At 58.6% G+C, this 21,290-nt stretch carries 16 protein-coding genes, 1 other RNA gene and 1 pseudogene; all 18 read right to left on the bottom strand.

Annotation, left to right across the window (positions count from 1 at the left end):
- Entirely contained in the window at positions 1–2,643 is a 2,643-nt protein-coding gene (gene tssH, locus PG899_RS02330; RefSeq protein WP_190283629.1) for a type VI secretion system ATPase TssH, read from the bottom strand.
- Between the two features lie 20 nt (positions 2,644–2,663).
- Positions 2,664–3,443, bottom strand: coding sequence for a type IVB secretion system protein IcmH/DotU (gene icmH / locus PG899_RS02325; RefSeq protein ID WP_179101467.1), 780 nt, complete (start codon positions 3,441–3,443; stop codon positions 2,664–2,666).
- Positions 3,444–3,465: 22 nt separating this feature from the next.
- A complete protein-coding gene (tssK, locus tag PG899_RS02320; RefSeq protein WP_029301183.1) occupies positions 3,466–4,800 on the bottom strand; it encodes a type VI secretion system baseplate subunit TssK in 1,335 nt (444 codons plus the stop codon).
- 2 nt (positions 4,801–4,802) lie between these two features.
- Positions 4,803–5,318, bottom strand: a complete 516-nt coding sequence (gene tssJ / locus PG899_RS02315) for a type VI secretion system lipoprotein TssJ (protein WP_011705718.1) — start codon at positions 5,316–5,318, stop codon at positions 4,803–4,805.
- Positions 5,318–6,568 (bottom strand): type VI secretion system-associated FHA domain protein TagH, encoded by a 1,251-nt coding sequence (gene tagH / locus PG899_RS02310; RefSeq protein ID WP_011705717.1) that lies wholly within the window; start codon positions 6,566–6,568, stop codon positions 5,318–5,320. The genes tssJ and tagH overlap by 1 nt, the downstream gene beginning before the upstream one ends.
- A gap of 56 nt (positions 6,569–6,624) precedes the next feature.
- A complete protein-coding gene (gene tssG, locus PG899_RS02305) occupies positions 6,625–7,623 on the bottom strand; it encodes a type VI secretion system baseplate subunit TssG (protein WP_077096904.1) in 999 nt (332 codons plus the stop codon).
- On the bottom strand, positions 7,587–9,353 hold the full coding sequence (tssF, locus tag PG899_RS02300; protein WP_011705715.1) for a type VI secretion system baseplate subunit TssF: 1,767 nt from the start codon (positions 9,351–9,353) through the stop codon (positions 7,587–7,589). Before tssF ends, tssG begins: the two co-directional genes overlap by 37 nt.
- A 3-nt stretch (positions 9,354–9,356) precedes the next feature.
- Positions 9,357–9,788 carry a type VI secretion system baseplate subunit TssE gene (tssE, locus tag PG899_RS02295; protein WP_011705714.1) on the bottom strand — a complete coding sequence of 144 codons (432 nt, stop codon included), beginning with the start codon at positions 9,786–9,788 and terminating at the stop codon, positions 9,357–9,359.
- 6 nt (positions 9,789–9,794) lie between these two features.
- On the bottom strand, positions 9,795–11,273 hold the full coding sequence (tssC, locus tag PG899_RS02290; RefSeq protein WP_043163044.1) for a type VI secretion system contractile sheath large subunit: 1,479 nt from the start codon (positions 11,271–11,273) through the stop codon (positions 9,795–9,797).
- A 38-nt stretch (positions 11,274–11,311) separates the two neighbouring features.
- Positions 11,312–11,815: a type VI secretion system contractile sheath small subunit gene (gene tssB / locus PG899_RS02285; protein ID WP_011705712.1), complete on the bottom strand. Its 504-nt coding sequence runs from the start codon at positions 11,813–11,815 to the stop codon at positions 11,312–11,314.
- A gap of 672 nt (positions 11,816–12,487) precedes the next feature.
- The gene (locus PG899_RS02280; RefSeq protein ID WP_077096906.1) at positions 12,488–13,861 is read right to left on the bottom strand and encodes a tetratricopeptide repeat protein; all 1,374 of its coding nucleotides are present in this window, start codon (positions 13,859–13,861) and stop codon (positions 12,488–12,490) included.
- Positions 13,862–13,996: 135 nt separating this feature from the next.
- Positions 13,997–14,380: a DUF6630 family protein gene (locus PG899_RS02275; RefSeq protein ID WP_252410916.1), complete on the bottom strand. Its 384-nt coding sequence runs from the start codon at positions 14,378–14,380 to the stop codon at positions 13,997–13,999.
- Between the two features lie 285 nt (positions 14,381–14,665).
- Positions 14,666–15,655 (bottom strand): PoNi-like cognate immunity protein, encoded by a 990-nt coding sequence (locus PG899_RS02270; RefSeq protein ID WP_077096910.1) that lies wholly within the window; start codon positions 15,653–15,655, stop codon positions 14,666–14,668.
- A 9-nt stretch (positions 15,656–15,664) separates the two neighbouring features.
- Positions 15,665–16,984 carry a hypothetical protein gene (locus tag PG899_RS02265; protein ID WP_190283630.1) on the bottom strand — a complete coding sequence of 440 codons (1,320 nt, stop codon included), beginning with the start codon at positions 16,982–16,984 and terminating at the stop codon, positions 15,665–15,667.
- A 1-nt stretch (position 16,985) separates the two neighbouring features.
- Positions 16,986–19,217 (bottom strand): type VI secretion system effector VgrG, encoded by a 2,232-nt coding sequence (gene vgrG, locus PG899_RS02260; protein ID WP_190283631.1) that lies wholly within the window; start codon positions 19,215–19,217, stop codon positions 16,986–16,988.
- A gap of 277 nt (positions 19,218–19,494) precedes the next feature.
- On the bottom strand, positions 19,495–20,013 hold the full coding sequence (gene hcp1, locus PG899_RS02255) for a type VI secretion system effector Hcp1 (RefSeq protein ID WP_011705044.1): 519 nt from the start codon (positions 20,011–20,013) through the stop codon (positions 19,495–19,497).
- A 567-nt stretch (positions 20,014–20,580) separates the two neighbouring features.
- Positions 20,581–20,709, bottom strand: a non-coding RNA gene (locus PG899_RS02250) — RtT sRNA.
- 223 nt (positions 20,710–20,932) lie between these two features.
- Positions 20,933–21,035: pseudogene (locus PG899_RS02245) on the bottom strand.
- Between the last annotated feature and the right edge of the window lie 255 nt (positions 21,036–21,290).

The raw sequence follows: 21,290 nt of genomic DNA, 5'->3' as shown, positions 1-21,290 counted from the left end.
TCAAGCCCCCACCTCGGCCACAAACTGATGATCGACCACGGAAAAGTGGACGCGCTTGATGGGGTCACCGGCCGAGAGGCGCTGCAGCAGTTGCAGGGAGACCGGCGGCAGCAGGGCACCGTCGATGACGGACTCGAGCATGCGGGCACCGTTCTCGCTGCGATTGGCCCGCAGCAGGATCTCCTCGGCCACCTCGTCGTCCAGCACCACCTCGGCGCCAAAGCGCTCCTTGAGCAGCTTGACCAGCCGGTTGAGCTTGCCGCCCACAATCTGCACTAGCGTGTCGTGACCGAGCGGCAGATAGGGGATCACCTCCATGCGCGCCAGCAGCGCCGGTTTGAAGAAGGCGGCGAGCTCCGGATAGAGGGCATCCAGCAGCACGTCCGGTTGCTCGGCATGATCGACGATGGTCTGGAAACCGAGGTTGGAAGTGAGGAAGAAGACCACGTTCTTGCAGTCGATGATGCGCCCTTCCCCGTCCGCCAGCTCGCCCTTGTCGAACGCCTGATAGAAGAGGTTGAGCACGTCCGGGTGGGCCTTCTCCACCTCGTCCAGCAGCACCACGGAATAGGGCTTCTGCCGAATGGCCTCGGTCAGCACGCCCCCCTCGCCGAAACCGACATAGCCGGGCGGCGAGCCGATCAGGCGCGAGACGGTGTGCTTCTCCTGATACTCGGACATGTTGATGGTGGTCAGGTACTGGCGACCACCGAACATCAGCTCGGCAATCTGCAGCACGGTTTCGGTCTTGCCGACCCCGCTCGGTCCCACCAGCAGGAAGGCCCCGAGCGGACGGCCGGGACGACGCAGGTCCGCGCGGGCGGTGAGCAGGTGCTTGTGCAGGTGGGCCACCGCCACATCCTGCCCCTTGATGAGCTCGCCGAGGTACTCCGGCAATCGGGTCACCACGTCCAGCTCCCCTTGCGAGATGCGATTGAGGGGCACCCCGGTCCACTCGGCGATGACGGCGGCAATCTGGGTCTTGTCGACGTGGGCGGAGACCAGCACTTCTCCTTGCTGCAGCTCGGCCAGCTCGCGCTCGAAGGTAGCCAGCTGCTCGGCAGCGGCCTGCGGATCGAGCGGCGCATCGGCGAGATCCAGCGCCTCTCTGGCCAGCATCTCATCCTGCTGATCGGCCAGCAGGGCTGCGCGCAGCTCGACAATCTGGTGTACCAGCCCCTGCTGCTGCTGCCACCGGGCCTCCTGCTCGGCCAGTTCTTCACGGCAAGCCTGCTGGGCCGCCTGCAACTCGGCCAGGCGCTCTGCGTTGTCACCGAGACCTATCAGGCTCTGGCGCTCCAGCTGACGGATCTCCAGCTCACGCTGGCGCAGCGCATTTTGCAGGTGGCTGACCGCGCGCGGCGGCGTGGTGAGGTTGATGGCTACCCGGGCACAGGCGGTATCGAGCACGTCAATAGCCTTGTCCGGCAGCTGACGGCCGGAGATGTAACGGGCGGAGAGCTGGGCGGCTGCCTGCAGCGCCTCCTCATCGATCAGCACCCCGTGGGCCTTCTCGTAGATGCTGCGCAGGCCGCGCAGGATCACGGTGGCCTCGTCGGCATCGGGCTCACCGATTTTCACCAGCTGGAAGCGGCGCGACAGGGCCGCGTCTTTTTCCACGTATTTCTTGTACTCGCCCCAGGTGGTGGCGGCGATGGTGCGCAGCTCGCCCCGGGCCAGCGCCGGCTTGATGAGGTTGGAGACATCCAGCCCGCCGGCCTGGTTGCCGGCACCGATCAGGGTGTGCGCCTCGTCGATGAACAGGATGACAGGCTGCACGGCGTCCTTGACCTCCTGCATCACCCCCTTGAAGCGTTTCTCGAACTCTCCCTTGACCGAGGCGCCGGCCTGCATGGCACCGAGATCCAGGGTCATCAGCTCGACCCCGCGCAGCTTCTCGGGCACCTGGCCCGCCACCATGCGCAGGGCCAACCCTTCGATGAGGGCGCTCTTGCCGACCCCGGCCTCCCCCACCACGATGGGGTTGTTCTTGCGACGACGGGAGAGGATGTCGATCATCAGGTCGATTTCATGATCCCGGCAGAGCACGGGATCCAGGCTGCCCTGGCGGGCCTGCTCGGTCACATTGACGGTAAAGCGGGCCAGCAAGCTGGCATCGGCCGGCAGGGCGGCCTGGGCCGTCTTGCCGCCGGAGGCGGTGGTCACTTGCGTCTCGGCAGACTCCTTGACCCACTCATCGAACTGCTGGCGCAGCAGCTCGCGATTGACCTTGGCGAGCAGGCGGGTCACCGAGCCAGGCAGGTAGCGCTGGGGGGTCATCAGCAGCACCAGCAGCATGACGCCGCTGCGCAGCTGGGCATGTTGCAGCTCGGCGGAGGCGAGCAGCCAGCTGTCTTGCAGCCACTCCACCAGCATGGGCGAGAAGGAGGGGTAACCCTGGCCATAGCCGTTGTCGGCAGCGGACGGTTGCAGCAGGGTCTTGAGCTCTTCCACCTCCACCTCGGCCACCTTCAGGATCTGGCGCACATCGCTCAGCGGGGTCTCCAGCATCTTGAGCAGCAGGTGCTCGATGCGGATCTCGGCTCCCTGGTGGTTGACGCAGAGGGCCGCAGCCTCTTCCAGCATGTGACGGCAGATGGGGTTGAGTCTTTCCACCAGTACCGGTAGCTCTATACGAATCAAGGCGTGCTCTCCTTAAGTATTTATTTTAATAATTCGCCCAGTTGACGCAGCACGTCCTGGGTCTGGTTATTGAGTTGGTGGTGATAGAGGCCAAAGATCAGCGCCAGGATCAGCGCGCCACCCATGAACAGGCTGCGCAGGGAGACCTGCTTGCGCAGCCGATAGCGGGAGGCCTGCTGCCCCAGATCGAGGTGAAACACGCTGGGCGCCTCGCCGCCGGCCTCGGGGGCCAACTGCTTGTGCAGCTGGCGCACGATGCGCTCGAACTCGCCTTGTCCCTTGCTCATCACCTTGTAGCGCCCCTCGAAACCGAGGCACAGACAGAGGTAGATGAACTCCAGAATGTCGCGATAACGCACCGGGTCTTCCTGCAGGCGGGCCAGCAGCACGAACACCTTCTCGCCGCCCCAGGTCTCGTTGTGAAAGCGGGTCAGCAGGGAGTGCTCGGACCATTCGCTCTGACTGCCCCAGTCGCGGCCCATCACGGCCTCGTCGATGAAGGTGCAGAGGATGTAGCGAAACGACAGCACCACCCCGTTCTCGTAGCCCTGGGCCATCAGCTCCTGTTCGATGGCCTGGATCTCGGTCACCACCCGCTGGTAGAGCTCGGGCACCCGGTCGTAGCGCGACAGCAGGCGTACCCGCTGCACCAGCCCCAGCAAGGGGGTCACCGCATCGATCATCGGATTGATGCTCTGGCCGCGCAGGCGGAACCAGTAGTCCGAATCCATGTCCAGCTGCTCGGCATGATCGAACAGCAGATCGCTGAGTTGCTCGTTCTTGATAATGTCCGTGGTCATCTCTGCTTATTCCTTGGTGCGATCACTGGCTGCGAATGGCCCAGAGCTGCATGTCGAGCTCGGGGAAGTCGCCGGCGATGTGGAAGGCAAGGGTGTTGCCCACCGCCAGCATCTGCCAGGCCGGGCTCTGCCGGTCGAGCTGGAAGTAGCTGTAACCGGCGTGATAGGGCAGCTGGCGCGGCGCCACCGGCAGCGGCAGCAGCGGAATGCCGGGCAGCTGCAGGCTGATGAGCTCGCGGATCTTGTCGCTGGAGGCCACCTTGGTCTGCTGCAGCAGCTGTTTGCGCAGCTGCTCCTGCGGCATGCGGGCTCGCACCGCCAGCACGAAGTCGGCGCTGGTCATCAGCTCGCTCTCGTTCACCATGGCCACCATGATGCCGTACTGGTGCTTGCGCAGCTGGATGGAGACGGCGCGCGGCGACAGCACTGTGCTGAGCGCCTGGCGCAGGGCCAGCATCACCGGCTCGAAGCTCACCTGCTGATCGTCGTGGCGATAGGCGGGGAACTCGGGTGGCAGGCGAGACTCGTCGGTAAAGGTCATCAGCTCGCCGCAGAGCTGCACCAGCGCCTCGTGCAGCCGCTCGGGGTGCAGGGTGCCAAGGCGCGCCAGATGGGAGAGCTGGGGCTGGGCCCGGTTGAGCAGTTGCAGCATCATGAACTCGGCCACGTCGGCCACCCCCTGCTGACCCGGCGCGGCGATGCGCTGGGAGAGGCTGCGGGCCCGCTCGGCGACCAACCCGGCCGACTCACCGAGGAAGCGCTTGAGGGTCGGGATGGCGGAGACGCTGATGCTGCAGGGCATGAAGTTGGGATCCAGCACCAGGCCGCCGTCCGGACGCTTGTCCAGAATGCGGGCGATGGCCAAAGAGGCGTAGGCACTGCGATCCTCCCGCTCCAGCATCAGCCGCAGGCTGACCCGCCCCACTTCGAGGGAGACCACGTCCCCCCCTTCGCTGTGCAGATCGCGCACGTCGTGGCGATGGGCCTGCAACCGGGTGGCCACCTGGCCGCCCTGATTGACCTCGTTGACACCGCTCACCGAGAGCGGCAGCGCCAGATAGACCTTCTGGTTGGCGACCGAAGCGTCGGTGACTTCCAGCGGGGTCGGCAGCACATCGTCATTGGGGATGTTGAACACGGTGCCGTCCGGCAGGATGCCGGTGGCCCCCACCAGGGCGATGCGGCCAAAGCCCAGGTAATCCTCGTTGATGGCGAGCGACTGCAAGCCATAGAAATAGTCGGACAGCGCACTCAGGCGAGCGTGCAGCGCATAATCCGAATGTCTTTGTTGTTGCTGGAAGTGCTGGGGCTTGATGAACAACCCCTCACGCCAGATAACCCGATTTCGACTCGACATGGTTATTCTTCTTCTTTTTGCAGTTCCACTTCATCCAGGCGCAGGTGCACCAGGATTTGATAAGCCGTTCCCTTGCTCTTGATCTTGATGACCTTGCGCCACTCGGCGCTGTCGGGGTCGGCGTAGCGTGCGATCACCCCGATGTAGCGGGTCTTCTCGTCGAGCTTGATGGGGGGCAGGTATTTGAACTGGCCCGGCAGCAGGGTGTAGTCCTGATGGTCCAGGTAGTTCTTGCCAAGGGCCTTCTCCACGTCCGCGGTCACCTGGTCGTAGTCGGTGGCGAGCAGCTTGGAATCCTCCGCCAGCAGCACCACCTGAAACTCGATGGGCGCCGCCTCCCCGCTCTCGTTGGGGTTGACGTCCGGCTCCGCCAGCAGGCTCAGCCCCAGGGTCGTCGGTTGACTGTCATTGCTGCCCACCTGGATATCCGGGTTCATGGCCACGTCGGCCATCTTGCCCATGGTGGTACAACCTGCCAGGGCCAGCAGCGCGGCGCCCAGCATCAGCGCACGTATCATCAAATCAGTCCCTGTTGCTGACGCACGGCCTGGTCGTAGGCCTGGGCATACACCTGGTGGAACAGCTTGTCGAACCCCTGCTGACGGGCGGAGGTGAGCTCGCGGTAGTAGTGCTGGTACATATCCCAGGCCCAGCCTTCATCAGCCGTGCCCGGTGCACCACTGCGGCGGTATTGCTCGAAACGCCCCAGCAGGGCCTGCGGCGAAAACGCCTGCAGGATGCTGTCGAGGGCTGCGCCGATGGCCTGCTGGTTCGCCACGTGGTGGATCCGCACATTGTGCAGGCTCTCGGCCACCGCCGCCGGTGCGCTCAGGTGGACCGGGCTCTTCTGCTCGGCAAACAGCACCGCCAGGGTCTCGTCATAATCGAGGCCCAGACGCAGCGGGTTGTCCTCGATGGGGCGCAGGTGCTTGTCCGCCAGCGCAGCCTGTTCGTTTTGCAGCTGCAGCAGCCCCTCCACCATGGCCCGCACCGTCTTGCCCATCTCTTCGAGCATGTCGTGAGCCTGCTGGGTGTCCTGCAGTTGCAAAGGTTGACCCAGGCCGCGCATCAGCGGGGTCAGGGCCACGTGATCGACGCCGTCCAGCGACAGCTGATAATCGGGGTGGTTCTCGATGGCGGGCATATCCAGAAATTCTTGGTTCATGGTGTTCTCGACAGCAGAAAAAGGGGCAAGAGGGGGAACGTCCACATCCGGTTGTGAACGCAGTGAAGCCTGCAGGCGACCGTCCGCCAGCGGGCCATCCATCAACGGATTGGGCGCCCTGCGCTCCTGCTGCAATGCCAGCAAGGGATCGGCCGCCAGGGTGCGCGGATCGTCAGCAGGTACGACGGGTTCATCGCTGGTCAGCCACTCGTCGAGCTGCTCGGTGGGGCGGTTGCCCAGCACCTGTTGCAGGCTCTGCTCGGGGGTGATGGCCCCCAGATAGGCGCGCAGCCGGAACGGGCCGACCACGAGCTCGTCCCCCTGCTCCAGATGCACCTTGCGGGCCCGCCCGATGGGCGAAGTGGCACCGTTGATATAGGTCTGGCCGCTCAGATCGCACAGGCAGAAGCGACCGTCGTTGAGCTCGATGCGGGCGTGGGCGGGCATAACGGCCCCCAGCCTGTCGCGCAGTTGCCAGTCATCCTGTTCGGAGGCCCCCAGGGTCCCCCCCATCTCGTCGAAGCGGTACTGCACCTGCTGGCTGCCGTCGAGCTGTTCGCTGTTGAGCACCACCAGGGAAAGTTGCTGGTTAAAATCGTCCACAGTTACTCCTGCACTGATTCCTGTAGTTAAATTTTCTGCGCTGCTGATGTCTGCACTTATTCCTGCACGCAGATGGTCACGAACGGATCGCTCGGCGGCTGGCCGAGAAAGGTACTCCACCCGAGGCGGGCACTCTGCTCCTCCCCCAGCCTCAGTCCCCTCGCCTGCTCCTGGCCGAACCCCAGGCGCAGATCCCAGGCCAGCTGATCGCGCAGGATGAAGGAGACAAAGGTCACCAGGGCGTGGAAGTGCTCCCCGTTCGGCAGAAAGCCGAGAAACTGGCCAAAGCTCAGGTTGTTGATCTTCAACAAGAACTTGCCGGCACAGTCGTTCACCTTGTCACCGATGACAAAATCGCTCCCCAAGGTGGCGCAGGCGCCGCCGAGGCGATTTTGCTGATCCTGATGAATAGGCACCTTGCGCCACTGCCAGGCACTCACCTGCACGTCGGCCAGATCGAAGCAGTGGGCCACCAGACCGGCCACCACCTCGGGGGAGCGGCTGGGGCTGGCCAGCATGCCCGCATAGGAGAGCATCTTGGCCCGGTTGACCGGCAGGCTCTGGCAGACCGCCTCGTTGCCAAGCCCTACCAGGGCCAACATCAGACGGGAGAAGCCATCCTCGCCGTTGTCCTGAAACCGCACGTGGTAGCGATACTTGCGCCAGATCCGGTGCAGCAGGGTCAGCAGACGGTGATGGAAGAAGTCCAGAAACAGGCCGAGCTTCTGCTCCCCCTGGGCGTACTCCCACGCCAGCGAATCGAGGTAATAACCGGGCATCGGCGACTGGCTGCCGTGCAGGCCAAGGAAGGCCACCTCCAGTTCGTGGCGCCCCTGCCCGTCCCGGCCAATCTGCAGCACGTCGCTGGTGGGGAACCCCAGAGAGGCGGTCGCCTTGAAGCGGATGTTCTCGTCACCCGGCAGGTAGTCGAGCCCCCGCTCCTGATCGGCGCCATCGAGCCGGTTGAGCAGCTCAACCAGCTGGAAGAAATTGAAGCGGGGCGCCTCCCGGGCGGCGTTCACATCAGGGAGTGCTGACCGATCTGGACTGGCCATTGGTAGCGCTCCTTGTTGTCGAGATTGACCACCTCAAGCAGGTGGAAGGCGTTGACGCTGGCATAGAGCGAGAAGAAGTGGGCCAGCACGGTACTGAACAGATAGAGCTCCCCTTCGCTGCCAAAGGCGGACTGGCGGATGGAGAGCACCGACTTGAGCCCCCGCACCGGCATGCCGCGCACCAGCCGGTCAACCGGTTTGGTCTCGATCTCCTCGATCCCCGCCAGCCGCTTGCGCGAGGCCTGCTCGGCCTGCTTGTCGTGCAGCGCCGGAAAATCGTAGGTGCGCAGCACCTGCACCAGGGCATCGCGGCGCAGCAGGGAGACATAGTTGAGCGACAGGTTGGAAATCAGCGTCCAGTGCAGACTGCCGTCCAGCGCCGGGCGCAGCGGCCGGGTCGGCCGGATCAGGTTGCGGAAGGTGGCAAACGAGGGCGAGCTGCCGGTCGGCACGCAGACGCTGCCCACCTTGAGACGGGCGGCGCGAGAGCGGTTGGTGCAAGTGAGCGTCACCGAGATGGATTCATCCAGTTCGACCGTGGTGGTTTCATCCCCGCGCACGAACGAGAGGCTGTGCTCGAAACCATCCCCGCTCACCGCCTCCTTGACCCGCACCCGGTAGTAGAGCGCCAGCCGCTGTTTGGCCCGCTCGATCTGGTGCTGGAAGCTCTCGAACGGCTGATAGATGCGCGGCGTGCCGCGGGAGCGGCCGAGGTTCCCCTCGACCCAGCCCTCCACCTGATCCACCGAGAAGATCTCGAAGCTGTCGGCATGACGATAGCTCGCCTTGAGGGGATACTCCGCCTGACGACCGTTGAGGTTGACCGGCTCGCTGTCGTGCTGGAACAGGTTGATGGCCGGCACGCAGTTGAGCATGAAGGAGTCGGGCCGGATCTTGAGCTCCGCCGGCAGCGGCCGGTCGAAGCAGAAGTGCACCTTGAATTCGCTCACTGGCAGCGGCTGTTTGGGCCACTCACCACCGGAGAGTTCGAAGAAGAGGAAGCTTTCCGGGAAGCAGAAGTACTCCTGCAGGATCCGGTAGCCGGAATAGACGTTGTTCGGATAAGGCAAGAGCGCGTCATCGCGTTCGAAGCCGACCGATTTGAGGGCCTTGGCCTCCTGGCGAAAACGCTTGCCATCGATCTCCAGCTCGATATGGGAGAGCTGGTTGGAGAGCCAGAAGTAGAGCTCATAGGCGGTGTAGCTGTCACCACCGAGGAAGAAGCGCAGCTTGTCCAGCTGCAACTCGCTGAGCGGCAGAGGGGCATGCAGGGCGATATCCAGCGAGATGGTGGAGAGATCGTTGCCACTCTGGGCAGCGATATGACGGATATCGGCCGGATAGACCCAGGTATCGTGACAGGTCTGGAAATGACAGGTCACCTCGTCCAGCGGCAGACTGTCGAGCTGGCAGCCTTGCCTGACCAGCGCCGGCTGGGCGATGGCCCCCGGAATGACCGAAAACTGCATGATGGTCATGCTGGGCACGGGACGCAGGTAGTTGGGCCAGAGCATGTTGAGCAGACCGTGGGTCAGCTCGGGAAACTCATCCTCAATCTTGGCGCGCAGGTTGCCCGTAAGGAAGGCGAATCCCTCCAGCAGGCGCTCCACGTCGGGATCGGTGTTCTGCTCCGACAGAAAGCGGGTGAGCTCGGGATAGGCGTCGGCAAATTCGCGCCCTTGCAGGCGCAAAAATGCCAGTTCATCCCTGAAGTAATGTTCCAGCGACATTGATCAAACCATGCGGTAGTGACGGTGACTGTCCATATGGACGTTGAACGAGGTAACTTGCTCGATATGCTCCAGCCGCACGTGGGCCGTCACCTGAAACGACATCTCAAGCGGACTCGCCTGATAGTCGGGTGAACGAACATCCACATGCACGATCCGCGGTTCATAACGACGGATGCATTGCCGGATCGCCTCCCGGATCCGCCCCTTGATATCCGCACTGCCCTGAGTGGCGTCATTGAGATCGATGACCCCCAGATCGGGTGCACTACGGCAATTGCCGGGGCGGGTGTTGAGAACCTGCTCGAGCTGCCGTTTGACAGATGCGATCAGTTCCTCAGACTCCGAGCGGGGAGAGGAGCCAAGCCCCTCCCCCCGGATGCGATCAAACAGGCTGGCCGCATTTCCTCTATCCCAAGAAGAGAGATGCGGCATCGGGCCTTATTCCTTGTCCAGACGACCTACCAGAGAGAGCTCGAAGCTCGCCCCCATGTACTTGAAGTGCGGACGCACGGCCATGGCGACCTGATACCAGCCCGGCTCCCCTTCCACATCCAGCACCTTGATCTGCGCAGCGCGCAGCGGACGGCGGCTGCGGACCTCTGCCGGCGGGTTTTCCTGGTCTGCGACAAACTGTCGGATCCAGCTGTTCAGCTCACGCTCCAGATCCTGACGCTCCTTCCAGGAGCCGATCTGCTCGCGCTGCAGCACTTTGATGTAGTGCGCCAGGCGGTTGATGATGAACATGTAGGGCAGCTGGGTACCCAGTTTGTAGTTGGTCTCGGCCTCCCGGCCTTCCTTGGTGTTCGGGAACACCTTGGGTTTTTGTACCGAGTTGGCGGAGAAGAAGGCGGCGTTGTCGCTGTCCTTGCGCATGGTCAGGGTGATGAAACCCTCTTCCGACAGTTCGTACTCGCGACGATCGGTGATCAGCACCTCGGTCGGGATCTTCGCCTGCAGCTGACCCATGGCCTCATAGACGTGCACCGGCAGGTCGTGGATGGCGCCACCGCTCTGCGGGCCTATGATGTTCGGGCACCAGCGATACTTGGCGAAGCTGTCGGTCAGGGAAGTCCCCATCAGGTAGGCGGTGTTGCCCCACAGGTAGTGATCGTGGTCCGAGCTGATGTCTTCCTGATAGTTGAAGCCCTTGATGGGGTTTTCGGTCGGGTCGTAGGGCAGACGCGCCAGGAAGCGCGGTGCGGTCAGTCCCAGATAACGGGCATCTTCCGACTCACGCAAGGCGCGCCACTTGGTATAGGCCGGCCCTTCGAATACCGATTTCAGATCCTTGATGGAGGACAGGTCGGTAAAGCTGTCGACGCCGAAGAAGGATGGCGCCACAGAGGAGATGAAAGGCGCATGGGCCATGGCACCCACCGCACTGACGTATTGCATCAGCTTGATGTCGGGTGCGCTGTGGGTGAAGGCATAATCACCGATCACGGCCCCCACCGGCTGGCCACCAAACTGACCATAACCGCTGGAATAGACATGCTTGTAGAGGCCGGACTGGGTGATTTCGGGTGAGAACTCGAAATCTTCCAGCAGCTCTTCCTTGGTGGCATGCAGCACCTGGATCTTGATGTTCTCGCGAAAATCGGTGCGATCCACCAAGAGCTTCAGGGAGCGCCAGGAGGATTCCATCTCCTGCAGCTCCTTGGCGTGCAGGATGACGTCCATCTGCTTACTGAGCTTCTTGTCGAGCTCGACAATCATGCTGTCCACCAGCGCCTTGTTGACCGGATCGCTGGTGGTGCCGCTGTCCAGAATGTTGGCGATCAGGGCTGCAACGCCCTGCTTGGCGACGCTGTAGCCCTCATCCACCGGGGTAATGCGGGCCTGCGCCATGATTTCGTCCAGCAAGGACGAGGAGGCGGCACTCGCCCCCGCTTGAACCTGTTCTTCGACCAAAGACATGTTTGTTCCCTTCTCGTTCAGTCAATCCAACCCGGCGATCACTCGGCAGGCTTAATCAAATCCAGCTCTTTGAGCAGCTGCTCACGAGCTTCATCACTGGACAGCAGATCCTGCAAACGATTGCGGAAGGCAGGAATATTCCCCAGCGGCCCCTTCAGGGCAACCAGCGCTTCGCGCAGCTCCAGCAGCTTGCGCAGCTCAGGTATTTGCTGGGCCACGCGGTCAGGGGTGAAGTCTTCCAGAGACTGGATATTGATCGAAACCGGCAATGCATCCTGGCTGTTCTCTTCCAGACGATTGGGAACGGAAAACTTCAGTTCCAGTGCGGATTCTTTCATGACGGACGAAAAATTATTCTTGTCGATGGAGACGGTCTGACGCTCCTCGATCGGGGTGTCTTCGGTACGGCCCTTCATATTGCCGACTACCATCATGGTCAACGGAAGTTCAACTTCTCCCTGCTGCCCACCGGTCGCCGGTACATATTTTATATTGATACGTTCTTTGGGCGCAACGGTGGCGCCATCGATATTTTTTCCCATGCTCTAAATACCAAGTTATGGATCTACAGAGACCCAAAAGCTTATAGCCGATGGATTAACCAACAACTGTCAAAAATGACAGTTGACGATATGGGTGGATATCGCAAGGAAAGTCCACAGGCCAACAGATATGCTTTTGATATGAATAGAGCAAAGCTCTAATAATCAAAAACATAATATTCACGTTTGTATTTATACAACCCGAAGTGCCTCTACTCTTTGTTAGAGGTCATATTGGCTTAAGGCGCCATTTGCGGCAGATGGTATATTCACAGGCAATAATCCGTCAATAAGCCATTAATAAAACAAGCAAAACAAAAATAAAAAACACAACAAAAACAGTGCGTTACAGGGATTTGCAAATCTAAACAAACATTTGTGGCATATTATCCACATCAAATATCAGAAAATAATTTCACTTTTCAACAATTAAAAATGTTATTTTTCATCATTAACGACTCAATACGTCACTTACTGTCTAAAATATAATGCCATTCATGCGTCAAACTGTGCCGCGACAGCACACAATAGGATTCCATTACATGAAAGGACATGATAAGTAGCTTTCATCAGCTAACCAGAACTCATTGAAAAACCAAGAAAACAATGCATTGCCATCGTAATGACATCATTGAAAAGATGAGTTCCTAGATTGAAAGGTAATTCCTCTACTTAACCAGGCAACAATTCCAGCTGATTTTTCTGTTGTAAAAACCAATGCTGCGCCAATTTTTGTCCAACACTTTTTTCTTTTTCCGTCATGCCTTTTTCCAGTTCATCACGGGCGTTGACAGACGCTTGATTACCATCTGTTGCCGCCAACAAATACCATGCATAAGCATGCACTCTATTGCGTGGTGCTCCCAGCCCCTGTTCACGCATGATCCCCATGCGATATTGGGCGATTCTGTGCTGGGCATTGGCAGCCAATCGATACTGTTTGAGCGCCTGCACATAATCTTCCTTGCCGCCCAATCCCAACCGCAGCATCTCGCCATAGGCATAACGGGCATCGACGTTACCCTGTGCTGCAGCCAGTGCAAAATACTGACGAGCGGTCACAAGGTCCCCCCGTTCTTGCTGCCATTGCGCCAATGCCAGCTGAGCCTGGCTCAATCCCCCTTCTGCGGCACGCGTCAACCAATGCTCTCGCCCTGCGGCATCGCTCTGTTGCAGGCTCAACTGATATTCGGCTTCATGAGAACCATTGCCAGCAGCCAGCTCCAGCCAATAACGACCCAAGGCAAGATCCTGAACGACCTTTTCTCCTGCCAGATAAGCCTGCCCCAGCCACAGTTGAGCTGGCGCAGACCCTGCATTGGCAGCCCGCTGATAGAAACTGAACGCCTCCTCAGGTGCAGCTTTGCGTGCCAGGATCAGCAAGGCATCCGGTTGCTGCTGAGCGGCGGCTTTCTCATACCAGCGCAGGGCAAGATCGGGGCGCTTGCTCACCCCTTTTCCCTGCTCATAGCGAGTGCCAAGCTGGAATTGGGCATCCCGATTGCCTTGTTCGGCGGCTTTCTCCAGCCATTTGACGGCTTCCTCATAGGATCCCACCTGACCTGCATACCATTGTCCAAGTATCAACTGGGCACTCGCATGATCGCGTTGGGCCGCCTGCTCGAACCAGTCGAGACACTCATTGGCCAGCTTGCCCTTGTGCTGCTGCCGACACTCCATCCCCAGCCGATAACTGGCATCCGGATTCCCCAACTTGGCCGAGCGCTGCCACCAGCCACTGGCCTGCTTGGGGCTCTTGGGCTCCCCCAGACCAGCCTGATACCAGTTCCCCACCTGCAGTGCAGCTTTGCCCCGCATGTCAGCATCTGCCGCCAGGGGGCCCGCCTGCTCGGCCGCCTGTTTCATCCAGCGCATCGCCTCGGGATAATCCGGCTTGGCCGCCAAACGATTGGCCAGCTCATATTGCGCCTTGCCTTGGCCCTGCTGAGCGGCTTGAATGAGATCGGATTCAGTCTGTGGCGTCGTAGTGGTACAAGCGGCGAGCCAATGGCTCGCCAGTACCAAACATAATGTGCGGTATGTCATCGTTTGTATCTGAAAATAATGAAGATGGAAGGGTAGTTGTGTACATAATGCTTGCTTACAACCAGATAGACTCTCTATTGCTTATCAACTTTTAAATAGAACTTATTCTGGACATGCCCATGGCGCCCAATAATCTTATTGCTCGTTCACATGATCCAGCTTGACCATAGCCAAACCCAGCTTGCGCCCCTCGTTTAACAGTTTATCGAGAACATCCGTTCGACAAATAAACCCTGTATATTGATCTGCATCTATATCCCAAAGCACGACTTCATATCCTCGCGCTTGCAGCCATAAGTCATAAAGCACCAACATGTGCCAAACCGATGTATCCTCACCCGGTTCGGATAAAATAAAATGTTCCTTGATACCATGAATATCCGCCAATGCGTTGCCCTGCAACTCAACTTCCTCGACGTCTCGCCAGTCAATATTGAGACACACCCAATGCTCATCAGAGTTGAATTCAACAAGTGCTGACACAATGCCCCCCTGTAGCTCATCGGTATGGGTATTCATCAGCGCGTTCAATCTGCCGACTCTGATCTCTTCAGGCAGAGGAAATAGTAAAATTGATAGAAGCCATTTCTTTCTTCGTCTTTCGACATAGACCATGGGAATCAACAGGGGTGACAAGATAATGACGGATAGGAGCAGAAATAGTTTTTTTATCGCCTTCACCTTTCTTTCTCGATTTTTTCATACAGAGCCAAAGAGGCCAAGCAATACCACGGCAGCACCAAAACGATGTTCGGTTCGCGATGTATCGATCACGCAGGCAATGCATGATCGATACACTGCGGACTACTCCTGTACCCAGAACAACATATCATCCTTGTTGACATGGGTTTGGGAAGGTAAGCGCTGCCCTTTGCGAAGCTGCCACTGCTCATCGGTCAGGTTGCAGCGCCAGTTGCCATCCTGCTCCACCACGGAACCCGGCATGGCAATAGGATGTTGGGCTACTCGCAATGCCTGCCATTTCTCTGCAATACCATTGGCTCTGGCATAATCCACCAGATCCTTGGGGTAATAGCGCATGTCTCGATAGCTGCTGTCATCCAGCTCATAAAGCAGGGTGACCAGCGCCGCTTCAAAAGCCCAATAGCCAAAGTAGATGGCATGCTTTGCCTTGTGCCTGTCGTGCCAATAGCACTCTTTACACCCCTTGTACCATCCTTTGAGATATTGCTTGATGCTCACCTGACGCTCAACCTTGGTGGGATTCACACCATCTCCCTTGATGGCATCAAATAGCGGGCGGTACACCTCTGGAATATAGGATTCTGGACCTCGAGGGAAGCCAGGATAACCCAGGCGGGCCAACAGTACGCTCCACAGCGGGTCGTCGTCCCCTTCCGGATTCTTACTGATATAACGCACCAACTCGGGCAATATCTCATCCTGGCCATAGAGGATGCTTAATGAGAACATCCAGAGCAGATATTGATAAGCATCTTGCTCCCAGTAATAAAACTGTTCATCTGGAAACTCTTTTTTATGGCGTAAAAACTCTTTAGTGACGACGCCTAGCTGAGCAATAACCTCTTCATGAGAGACTCCACCAGAATAAAGCAAGATCAGATGTTCAAGATTATCCATAAACATGCCCGCACTGGCACCAGAGCGAGTAGGCAATCCTGCTGGGTCACTCCAGCGTTCATGGTGAGGATCATTTATCCAACTCCACCACTCCTGGTCAAAATAGAGCGATTCTTTGTAGTCTTCTAGCTGAACCAAGAAGAAATCCTCAGATAATAGTGGATCTCGACGCTGCTCAATAAACGAACTCATTCTCTACTCCTACTTGACCGGGATAGTACCGATAGCATCGGCATTCTTATTCAGCTTGGTGATCTGAATCACCTCACCAGACTCATCGACGATCATCAACCAAGATTCATATTTTTGTTTTCTGATATCCGCCAATAGTTTTTTATCTGCTATTTCATCCGGTAATCGCCTTTCTATCCACAAATTGCTCATCTGCTTGCCCGACCCCTTGGTCATCGACAACAGCTTGGTGCTCTTGGTGCCATCCTCGTCAATATACTCCCCCCCTGCCGTCCGAAACTTAGTCTCGGTCACCACGTAGGGAGGAGGAGGATTGGTATTCTTGTAGATACCATCGATGCCCCGCCCTCTGGGCTTGTCATTCAGGCTACGTACCCGGCGATGTTCTGGCAACAGGTTCTCGAACTTGTGATTTGCCATCCAGTTGTCGCTGATGATCTCACCATAAATCCCTTTCTTCGAGCGGCTCAGGATCTTGAGATCCACTTTGACCACATCGTCCGGCAGCGAGTGGATAACGGCCCCACCGGGCACGGCCTTGTAACCAGGGGTATGCTTGACCGCCTCTTTCTCCAATCCCGCGGCTATCTCATCGAGGGATTTGAGCACGGGCCCCATGGCGACAGGCAGCATCTGACCCGCCTGTGACTGCATCTGCAACACCAGACGCTGGGATTGCTCAAGCCAGATCCTGACTGAAGCAGGAGCCAATCCCTTGATCTTGCCGATCAAACTGGTCAGTGACTTGACTGCATCATTCAGATAACCCAGCAGCACGCTGACGGCAATCTGTCCTCTCAGCCCACGGATCTGGCCGGCAAATCCTTTCAGCACCTTGTCGAGGCGCGAGATACCCAGCACTTTCTTGACCTTGGGATCACTGAGAAACGTCAGCACGGGCGCCATTGCGGGTCTGATCGCCTTGGTGGCATCCCCACCCGCCTTGCGGACAAACAGGAAGATGATCTTCAACACCCCCTTGAGGGCTGAGCCCAGCGACGGGATCAGGCCAATCAGGGTAAAGCTCAGAAAAACCCACTTCTCCGGCTGCTTGGGATCACGGGAAATATCCCGGGCATTGGCAATCAGATCGCGGCAATCCAGCACCTGATCGACCACGGGAATAAGACCCAGCACCGCATTGGCGGCAATCTGCCCCGCGCTCTGGTTGGGATTGAAGTCACCCTGCAGGGCCTCCCAAATCCACTGCAGGCTAGAAGCAACCCCCTTTTTTACCGCCTCTGCACTTTGTTTGACATAGGCCGCGCCACCAGACACCGCTTGATCCAGGTGGTCATAGAGCTGTTCAAACAGATCGTTACCGAACATATCAGCCCTCGTCGCTCAGACTGTCGAGATGGCCGGTGAGGGCCGAGATGGATTCACGGGGCAGATCGACAAAAGTGTCCTGCAGGTCATAGGTCACTGAAGCTGTGCCAGCAGGCACATCTTCGAGCAGCGCCATGCCCTCACCATCCAGCGTGCCTTCCCGCACCGAACCATCGCTCAGCACGGCCTTGTATGGGGTGCCCGCCAGCGGCATCAGCTCGGAGTCGAGGTGATAAAACTTCATCCAGCGTGTGTGAGGGCTGTCCAACATACCCTCGATGCTCTTGGGTACCTTGCCAGCCCAACCAGATCCAGAGCCTGCATTGCCACCCGAATTCATCTTGATGGTGGGGCCGACCAGGGTGACACCGCCGCCATCGACCTTGATAAAGCAGCCACCGACCTTGACGGTAATCTCAGAACCCGCTTCCAGCACCACCTTGGCACCGGCTTTTACGTGCACTTCCTGCCCCGCCTGGGTGAGCCAGCTCTGACCGAGTTTTTGATGCATGGAGGTATCCACGGTCAGCGAGTAGTCAGCCTTGATATGGTCCCGCTTCTCTCCTTCAACGGTCAGATGATCGTTGCCAAGACTGGGTGGGGCCCCCTCCTCACCCGGTACCTTCCTGACACGGGTCACCCGCTCGTTGTCGATATCCCGATGCTCATCGTGCTTGATGTGCCAGACCGCATCGTTCTCTATCAGCACGTTCAGGTCTTTCTGACCGTGGATGTAAATCTCTTCCTGCCCCGCCTGGTCTTCAAAGCGCAGCTCGTTGAAACCCTCACCCTGGTGGGTTTCGGTGCGCAGCACGGTGCGGGTCTTGTTGGCCGGCAACTCGTAGGGTGGCCGGTTGGTGGCGTGATAGGTGCGACCAGTCACGATGGGCTGGTCCGGGTCCCCTTCCAGGAACGAGACAATGACCTCGTGGCCGATGCGCGGGATGGCCATCATGCCGTACTGACCACCGGCCCAGCCTTGGGAGACCCGCACCCAGCAGGAACTCTGGTCGTTGGCGCTGCCATATCTATCCCACGGGAATTGCAGTTTGACCCGGCCGTGCTCGTCGCAGTAAATCTCCTCCCCCTCGGGGCCCACCACCATGGCAATTTGCGGGCCATCCACCATCGGCTTGTGGGGTGCCTCGGGGCTGCCGATGCGTGCCCGCCAGGTGGAGCTCGCCTTCACCACGCCAAATTCGTTGTGGTAGACGGTGGGACCGCTGCCCCCCTCCTCTTCCAGCGCCTGTGGCTGCACGCCGGTGTGCTGGATGTGCACGATTTGCCAGTCGGTGTTGAGGCTGCCATTGGGGTGTTCGGTGAGTGAAAACGTCTGGCCCGGCAGCAAGGCCGCGCAGTTGGACTTAGCCTGGCCAGCCACCGCGTCGTTGCGCAGCGCATCGAGCCGATGTTGGGCAAAGGCCTTGCCACTCGGGTCCTGCTTGTAGCGACCCGGATAGTCGAAGTGCTGGTAGGTGTCGCGCTGGTGCTCGAGCTCCGCCCCCACCTTCTTGTGGGAAAGGCCATAGGCAGGGGTCTTGAAGCTGTAGTCTTTGAGCTCCACATCCGACGGGCGCACTGCCTCGCGGTAGTGGAACTGGCGTACATAGGGGCCTTGCTCCAGCGAGCGGCTCCCGAGGTTGAAGAAGAGCTCGGGGCCTTGGGTCAATGCCGCCGCATCGTCGGCAAACACGATGCGGTGCTTGCCCGCTTCAAACTCGTGGAAGTAGAACATTCCCTCTTCGGCGGCGAGGCGGTTCACGAAATCGAGGTCGGTCTCGCGATACTGAACGCAGTATTCCCGCTTGGCATGCTCATTTTTCAGGGCAAACGCATAGTCGGTGATGCCGTGCTCCTGCAACAGGATGGAGAGGATTTCATCGGGCTTCTGTGCCTGGAAGATGCGGGAGTTCTGGCGCAAAGAGAGTCGCCACAGGGCCGGCTGCACCAGCAGCTGATAGCGGGTGCGGCGAAAGCCGCTGTCACCCTGCGCGAAGTCACTGACCACCCCGCACACCCGACGCTGCAGCTCGCCGTTGTACCACACCAGCAGCTCGCACGGCTGGTCCAGCACGGCGCCAAAGTCGATGTCGGGCTGGGCACTCGCCAGCTCCAGGCGCAGGCTGAACGGCCGGTTCAGCGCTTCATCCAGCGCAAACTCGGCCACCACGAAGGTGCTCTCGGGCAGGGCCCCCACCTTGACGGTAAATTGTAATCCTGTGCTGTCTGCCATCGCTGAGCGCCTCTGAGATGTCGTGTAGCCCCATCAGGCGGGGCACTGCAAGCCGGGTGAGAGATCCGCCATCGCCCCGGTTTTTCTGACACCATGGCTACCGCACGCCCTTGACGGCGTGCGGCAAGACGTAAACCCGGATTTTTTCTTGTACCCGCTCACGCCAGGCAAACGGACATAAGAAAAATGAGGGGGAAATAAGCTGACTCGGTTGAAAGCAACGGGTTATGCGTTAAGAAAACAAGGGGCACCGCAAGCAGTGCCCCTGATGGGCGAGTTACGCCTCGATCGGCGCGCGCCAGTCATCTGCACCGGAAGTACCGGCAACGGTGTGCTCCCAGTTGATCTTGCGGTAGGCCAGAGAGACCTGGATCAGCTGGGTGAAGTCAGACTTCGCCGGATCCTGGCAGTGCGGCATCTGGCAGTCGATGTCGACGATGGTGGCATCGGTCAGCACGGTAGAGAAGAAGTGTTCCTGCTTGCCCTCGACAGAGGTGCGGTACCACTTCAGGGTCACTTTCGGCAGCATTTCGCCGGAGGCCAGCGAGTTGTACATCAGCGGCACAGCCTTGTTCAGCGCAACGGTGAACTTGAACGGCTTGTGGACACGCTGGCCAGCAGGCTGACCAGATTGCGGATCGGTCGGTACGGTGACGACGTGTTGAAACTCTTGTACCAGCATCTCGTCTTCGTGGCCTTGTACAAAGATGTTGCCGACGGAATCGGAGGTGAAGGCACCGGCGGTAATGTTGCCCTGGGTTTTACCTTCGATGCTGATATAACATGGAGTTGGCATGGGTATGCTCCTGATTGGTTGAACGGTAATGACACTCGACCGAATCCGTTAGCAGTGACCATGCCAAACCAATTTTCCTTTAAAAAACAAACAATTAAAATAAACCTTCACTTGCACAGCCGCCATGCGGCGCAACAAATTGCGTAGTTGGCATATAAAACTACCAACTCTTGCATAATCAGCACCAATCACTGAGGAAATGGCAATCCATTGCGCAGGGAAGAGTTTATCTCTACCCCTCACCTATTACCCGGCGATCACTTACTGAAGAGAGGCACTTGGCCAATCAAAGCCTGGGCGACTAAAGGCTCTCACCACAGGCAGAGAGAAACAGAAAGAAGCGCGCCAATATGTCTTCGAAAAACAGACCTCTTGGCGCCAGCGTAATAAGGAAGAAGGGAGGCAACGTGGTGAGCGCGCTGCTCAATGAGATGGACAGCTTGGCAAGCTTCCTTGCATAACGCCCAGGCGGGCTACCCTACCCACAGGTCGAGCCTGGGCCAGAACCCGGCCGCCTTCAGCGGATAAAGTAAAGGGCCTGTCGCAAGACAGGCCCTTTACTTTGTTTGACGATGAGGGAAGGATGATTCGCCAGTGCATTGCTCACCCCTTCGGGGCCACCTGCGGCCGTTCATCGCAGCAAGCTGCTCTGCTCGAACCCGGCGAGGGTTCTTACCCTCCCTCTTCGACATGAGCGGATAATTCTTCCCCAAAGCAAAAAACCGACCATCAGGTCGGTTTTTCAATCTGTACGCTGGGTCGGGATTGACTCGCGCCATCCATGGCGCTCGCCCTGCGGGCGGCCTCTGGCCGTCCAGGCGGACTGTCCTGCCCGCCTGTCGAACCAGGGCCCGAACCGCACCGCCCGTACCGGATAAAACAAAAGGGCCTGTCACAAGACAGGCCCTTTTGTTTTATTTGGCGGTGAGGGAGGGATTCGAACCCTCGTGCTCGTACTTCACAGCACAAATATAACCTTCAATTTCAATAGCTTACGCATTTTTTACCGAAATAAAAGCTACATAATTGTCTCAGGTAATTGCTATGAGACTTATCGTACTTTTATATAGGAAATTAATTAAATGTCAACCACATAGGTTGTGGCAATTGACTGCGTTGTAGCTCCTATCTGACCGATGCAAAGGCACTTGGAGAAACTGCTTAACACAAAAATCTGTCTTGTATGGGGTCAGATAAGCTCTAAATAGCTGTTCCGAATAGTAGATCACCGGAGGAAGGGAACTCAGTCCAGTTTGTGCGATCTGATTAGTCGCTAA

This window comes from Aeromonas sp. QDB39 (assembly GCF_027707585.1).
GTDB classification, from domain to species: Bacteria; Pseudomonadota; Gammaproteobacteria; order Enterobacterales; family Aeromonadaceae; genus Aeromonas; species Aeromonas hydrophila.
The sequence above is the reverse complement of the archived record's forward strand: the minus strand, read 5'-3'. Positions and strand labels throughout refer to the sequence as shown.

Excerpts from the sequence above, each read along its gene's own strand:
- icmH (WP_179101467.1), bottom strand. The coding sequence starts at position 3,443 with ATGACCACGGACATTATCAAGAACGAGCAACTCAGCGATCTGCTGTTC.
- tssK (WP_029301183.1), bottom strand. The coding sequence starts at position 4,800 with ATGTCGAGTCGAAATCGGGTTATCTGGCGTGAGGGGTTGTTCATCAAG.
- tssJ (WP_011705718.1), bottom strand. The coding sequence starts at position 5,318 with ATGATACGTGCGCTGATGCTGGGCGCCGCGCTGCTGGCCCTGGCAGGT.
- tssG (WP_077096904.1), bottom strand. The coding sequence starts at position 7,623 with ATGGCCAGTCCAGATCGGTCAGCACTCCCTGATGTGAACGCCGCCCGG.
- tssF (WP_011705715.1), bottom strand. The coding sequence starts at position 9,353 with ATGTCGCTGGAACATTACTTCAGGGATGAACTGGCATTTTTGCGCCTG.
- tssE (WP_011705714.1), bottom strand. The coding sequence starts at position 9,788 with ATGCCGCATCTCTCTTCTTGGGATAGAGGAAATGCGGCCAGCCTGTTT.
- tssC (WP_043163044.1), bottom strand. The coding sequence starts at position 11,273 with ATGTCTTTGGTCGAAGAACAGGTTCAAGCGGGGGCGAGTGCCGCCTCC.
- tssB (WP_011705712.1), bottom strand. The coding sequence starts at position 11,815 with ATGGGAAAAAATATCGATGGCGCCACCGTTGCGCCCAAAGAACGTATC.
- PG899_RS02280 (WP_077096906.1), bottom strand. The coding sequence starts at position 13,861 with ATGACATACCGCACATTATGTTTGGTACTGGCGAGCCATTGGCTCGCC.
- PG899_RS02275 (WP_252410916.1), bottom strand. The coding sequence starts at position 14,380 with ATGAATACCCATACCGATGAGCTACAGGGGGGCATTGTGTCAGCACTT.
- PG899_RS02270 (WP_077096910.1), bottom strand. The coding sequence starts at position 15,655 with ATGAGTTCGTTTATTGAGCAGCGTCGAGATCCACTATTATCTGAGGAT.
- PG899_RS02265 (WP_190283630.1), bottom strand. The coding sequence starts at position 16,984 with ATGTTCGGTAACGATCTGTTTGAACAGCTCTATGACCACCTGGATCAA.
- vgrG (WP_190283631.1), bottom strand. The coding sequence starts at position 19,217 with ATGGCAGACAGCACAGGATTACAATTTACCGTCAAGGTGGGGGCCCTG.
- hcp1 (WP_011705044.1), bottom strand. The coding sequence starts at position 20,013 with ATGCCAACTCCATGTTATATCAGCATCGAAGGTAAAACCCAGGGCAAC.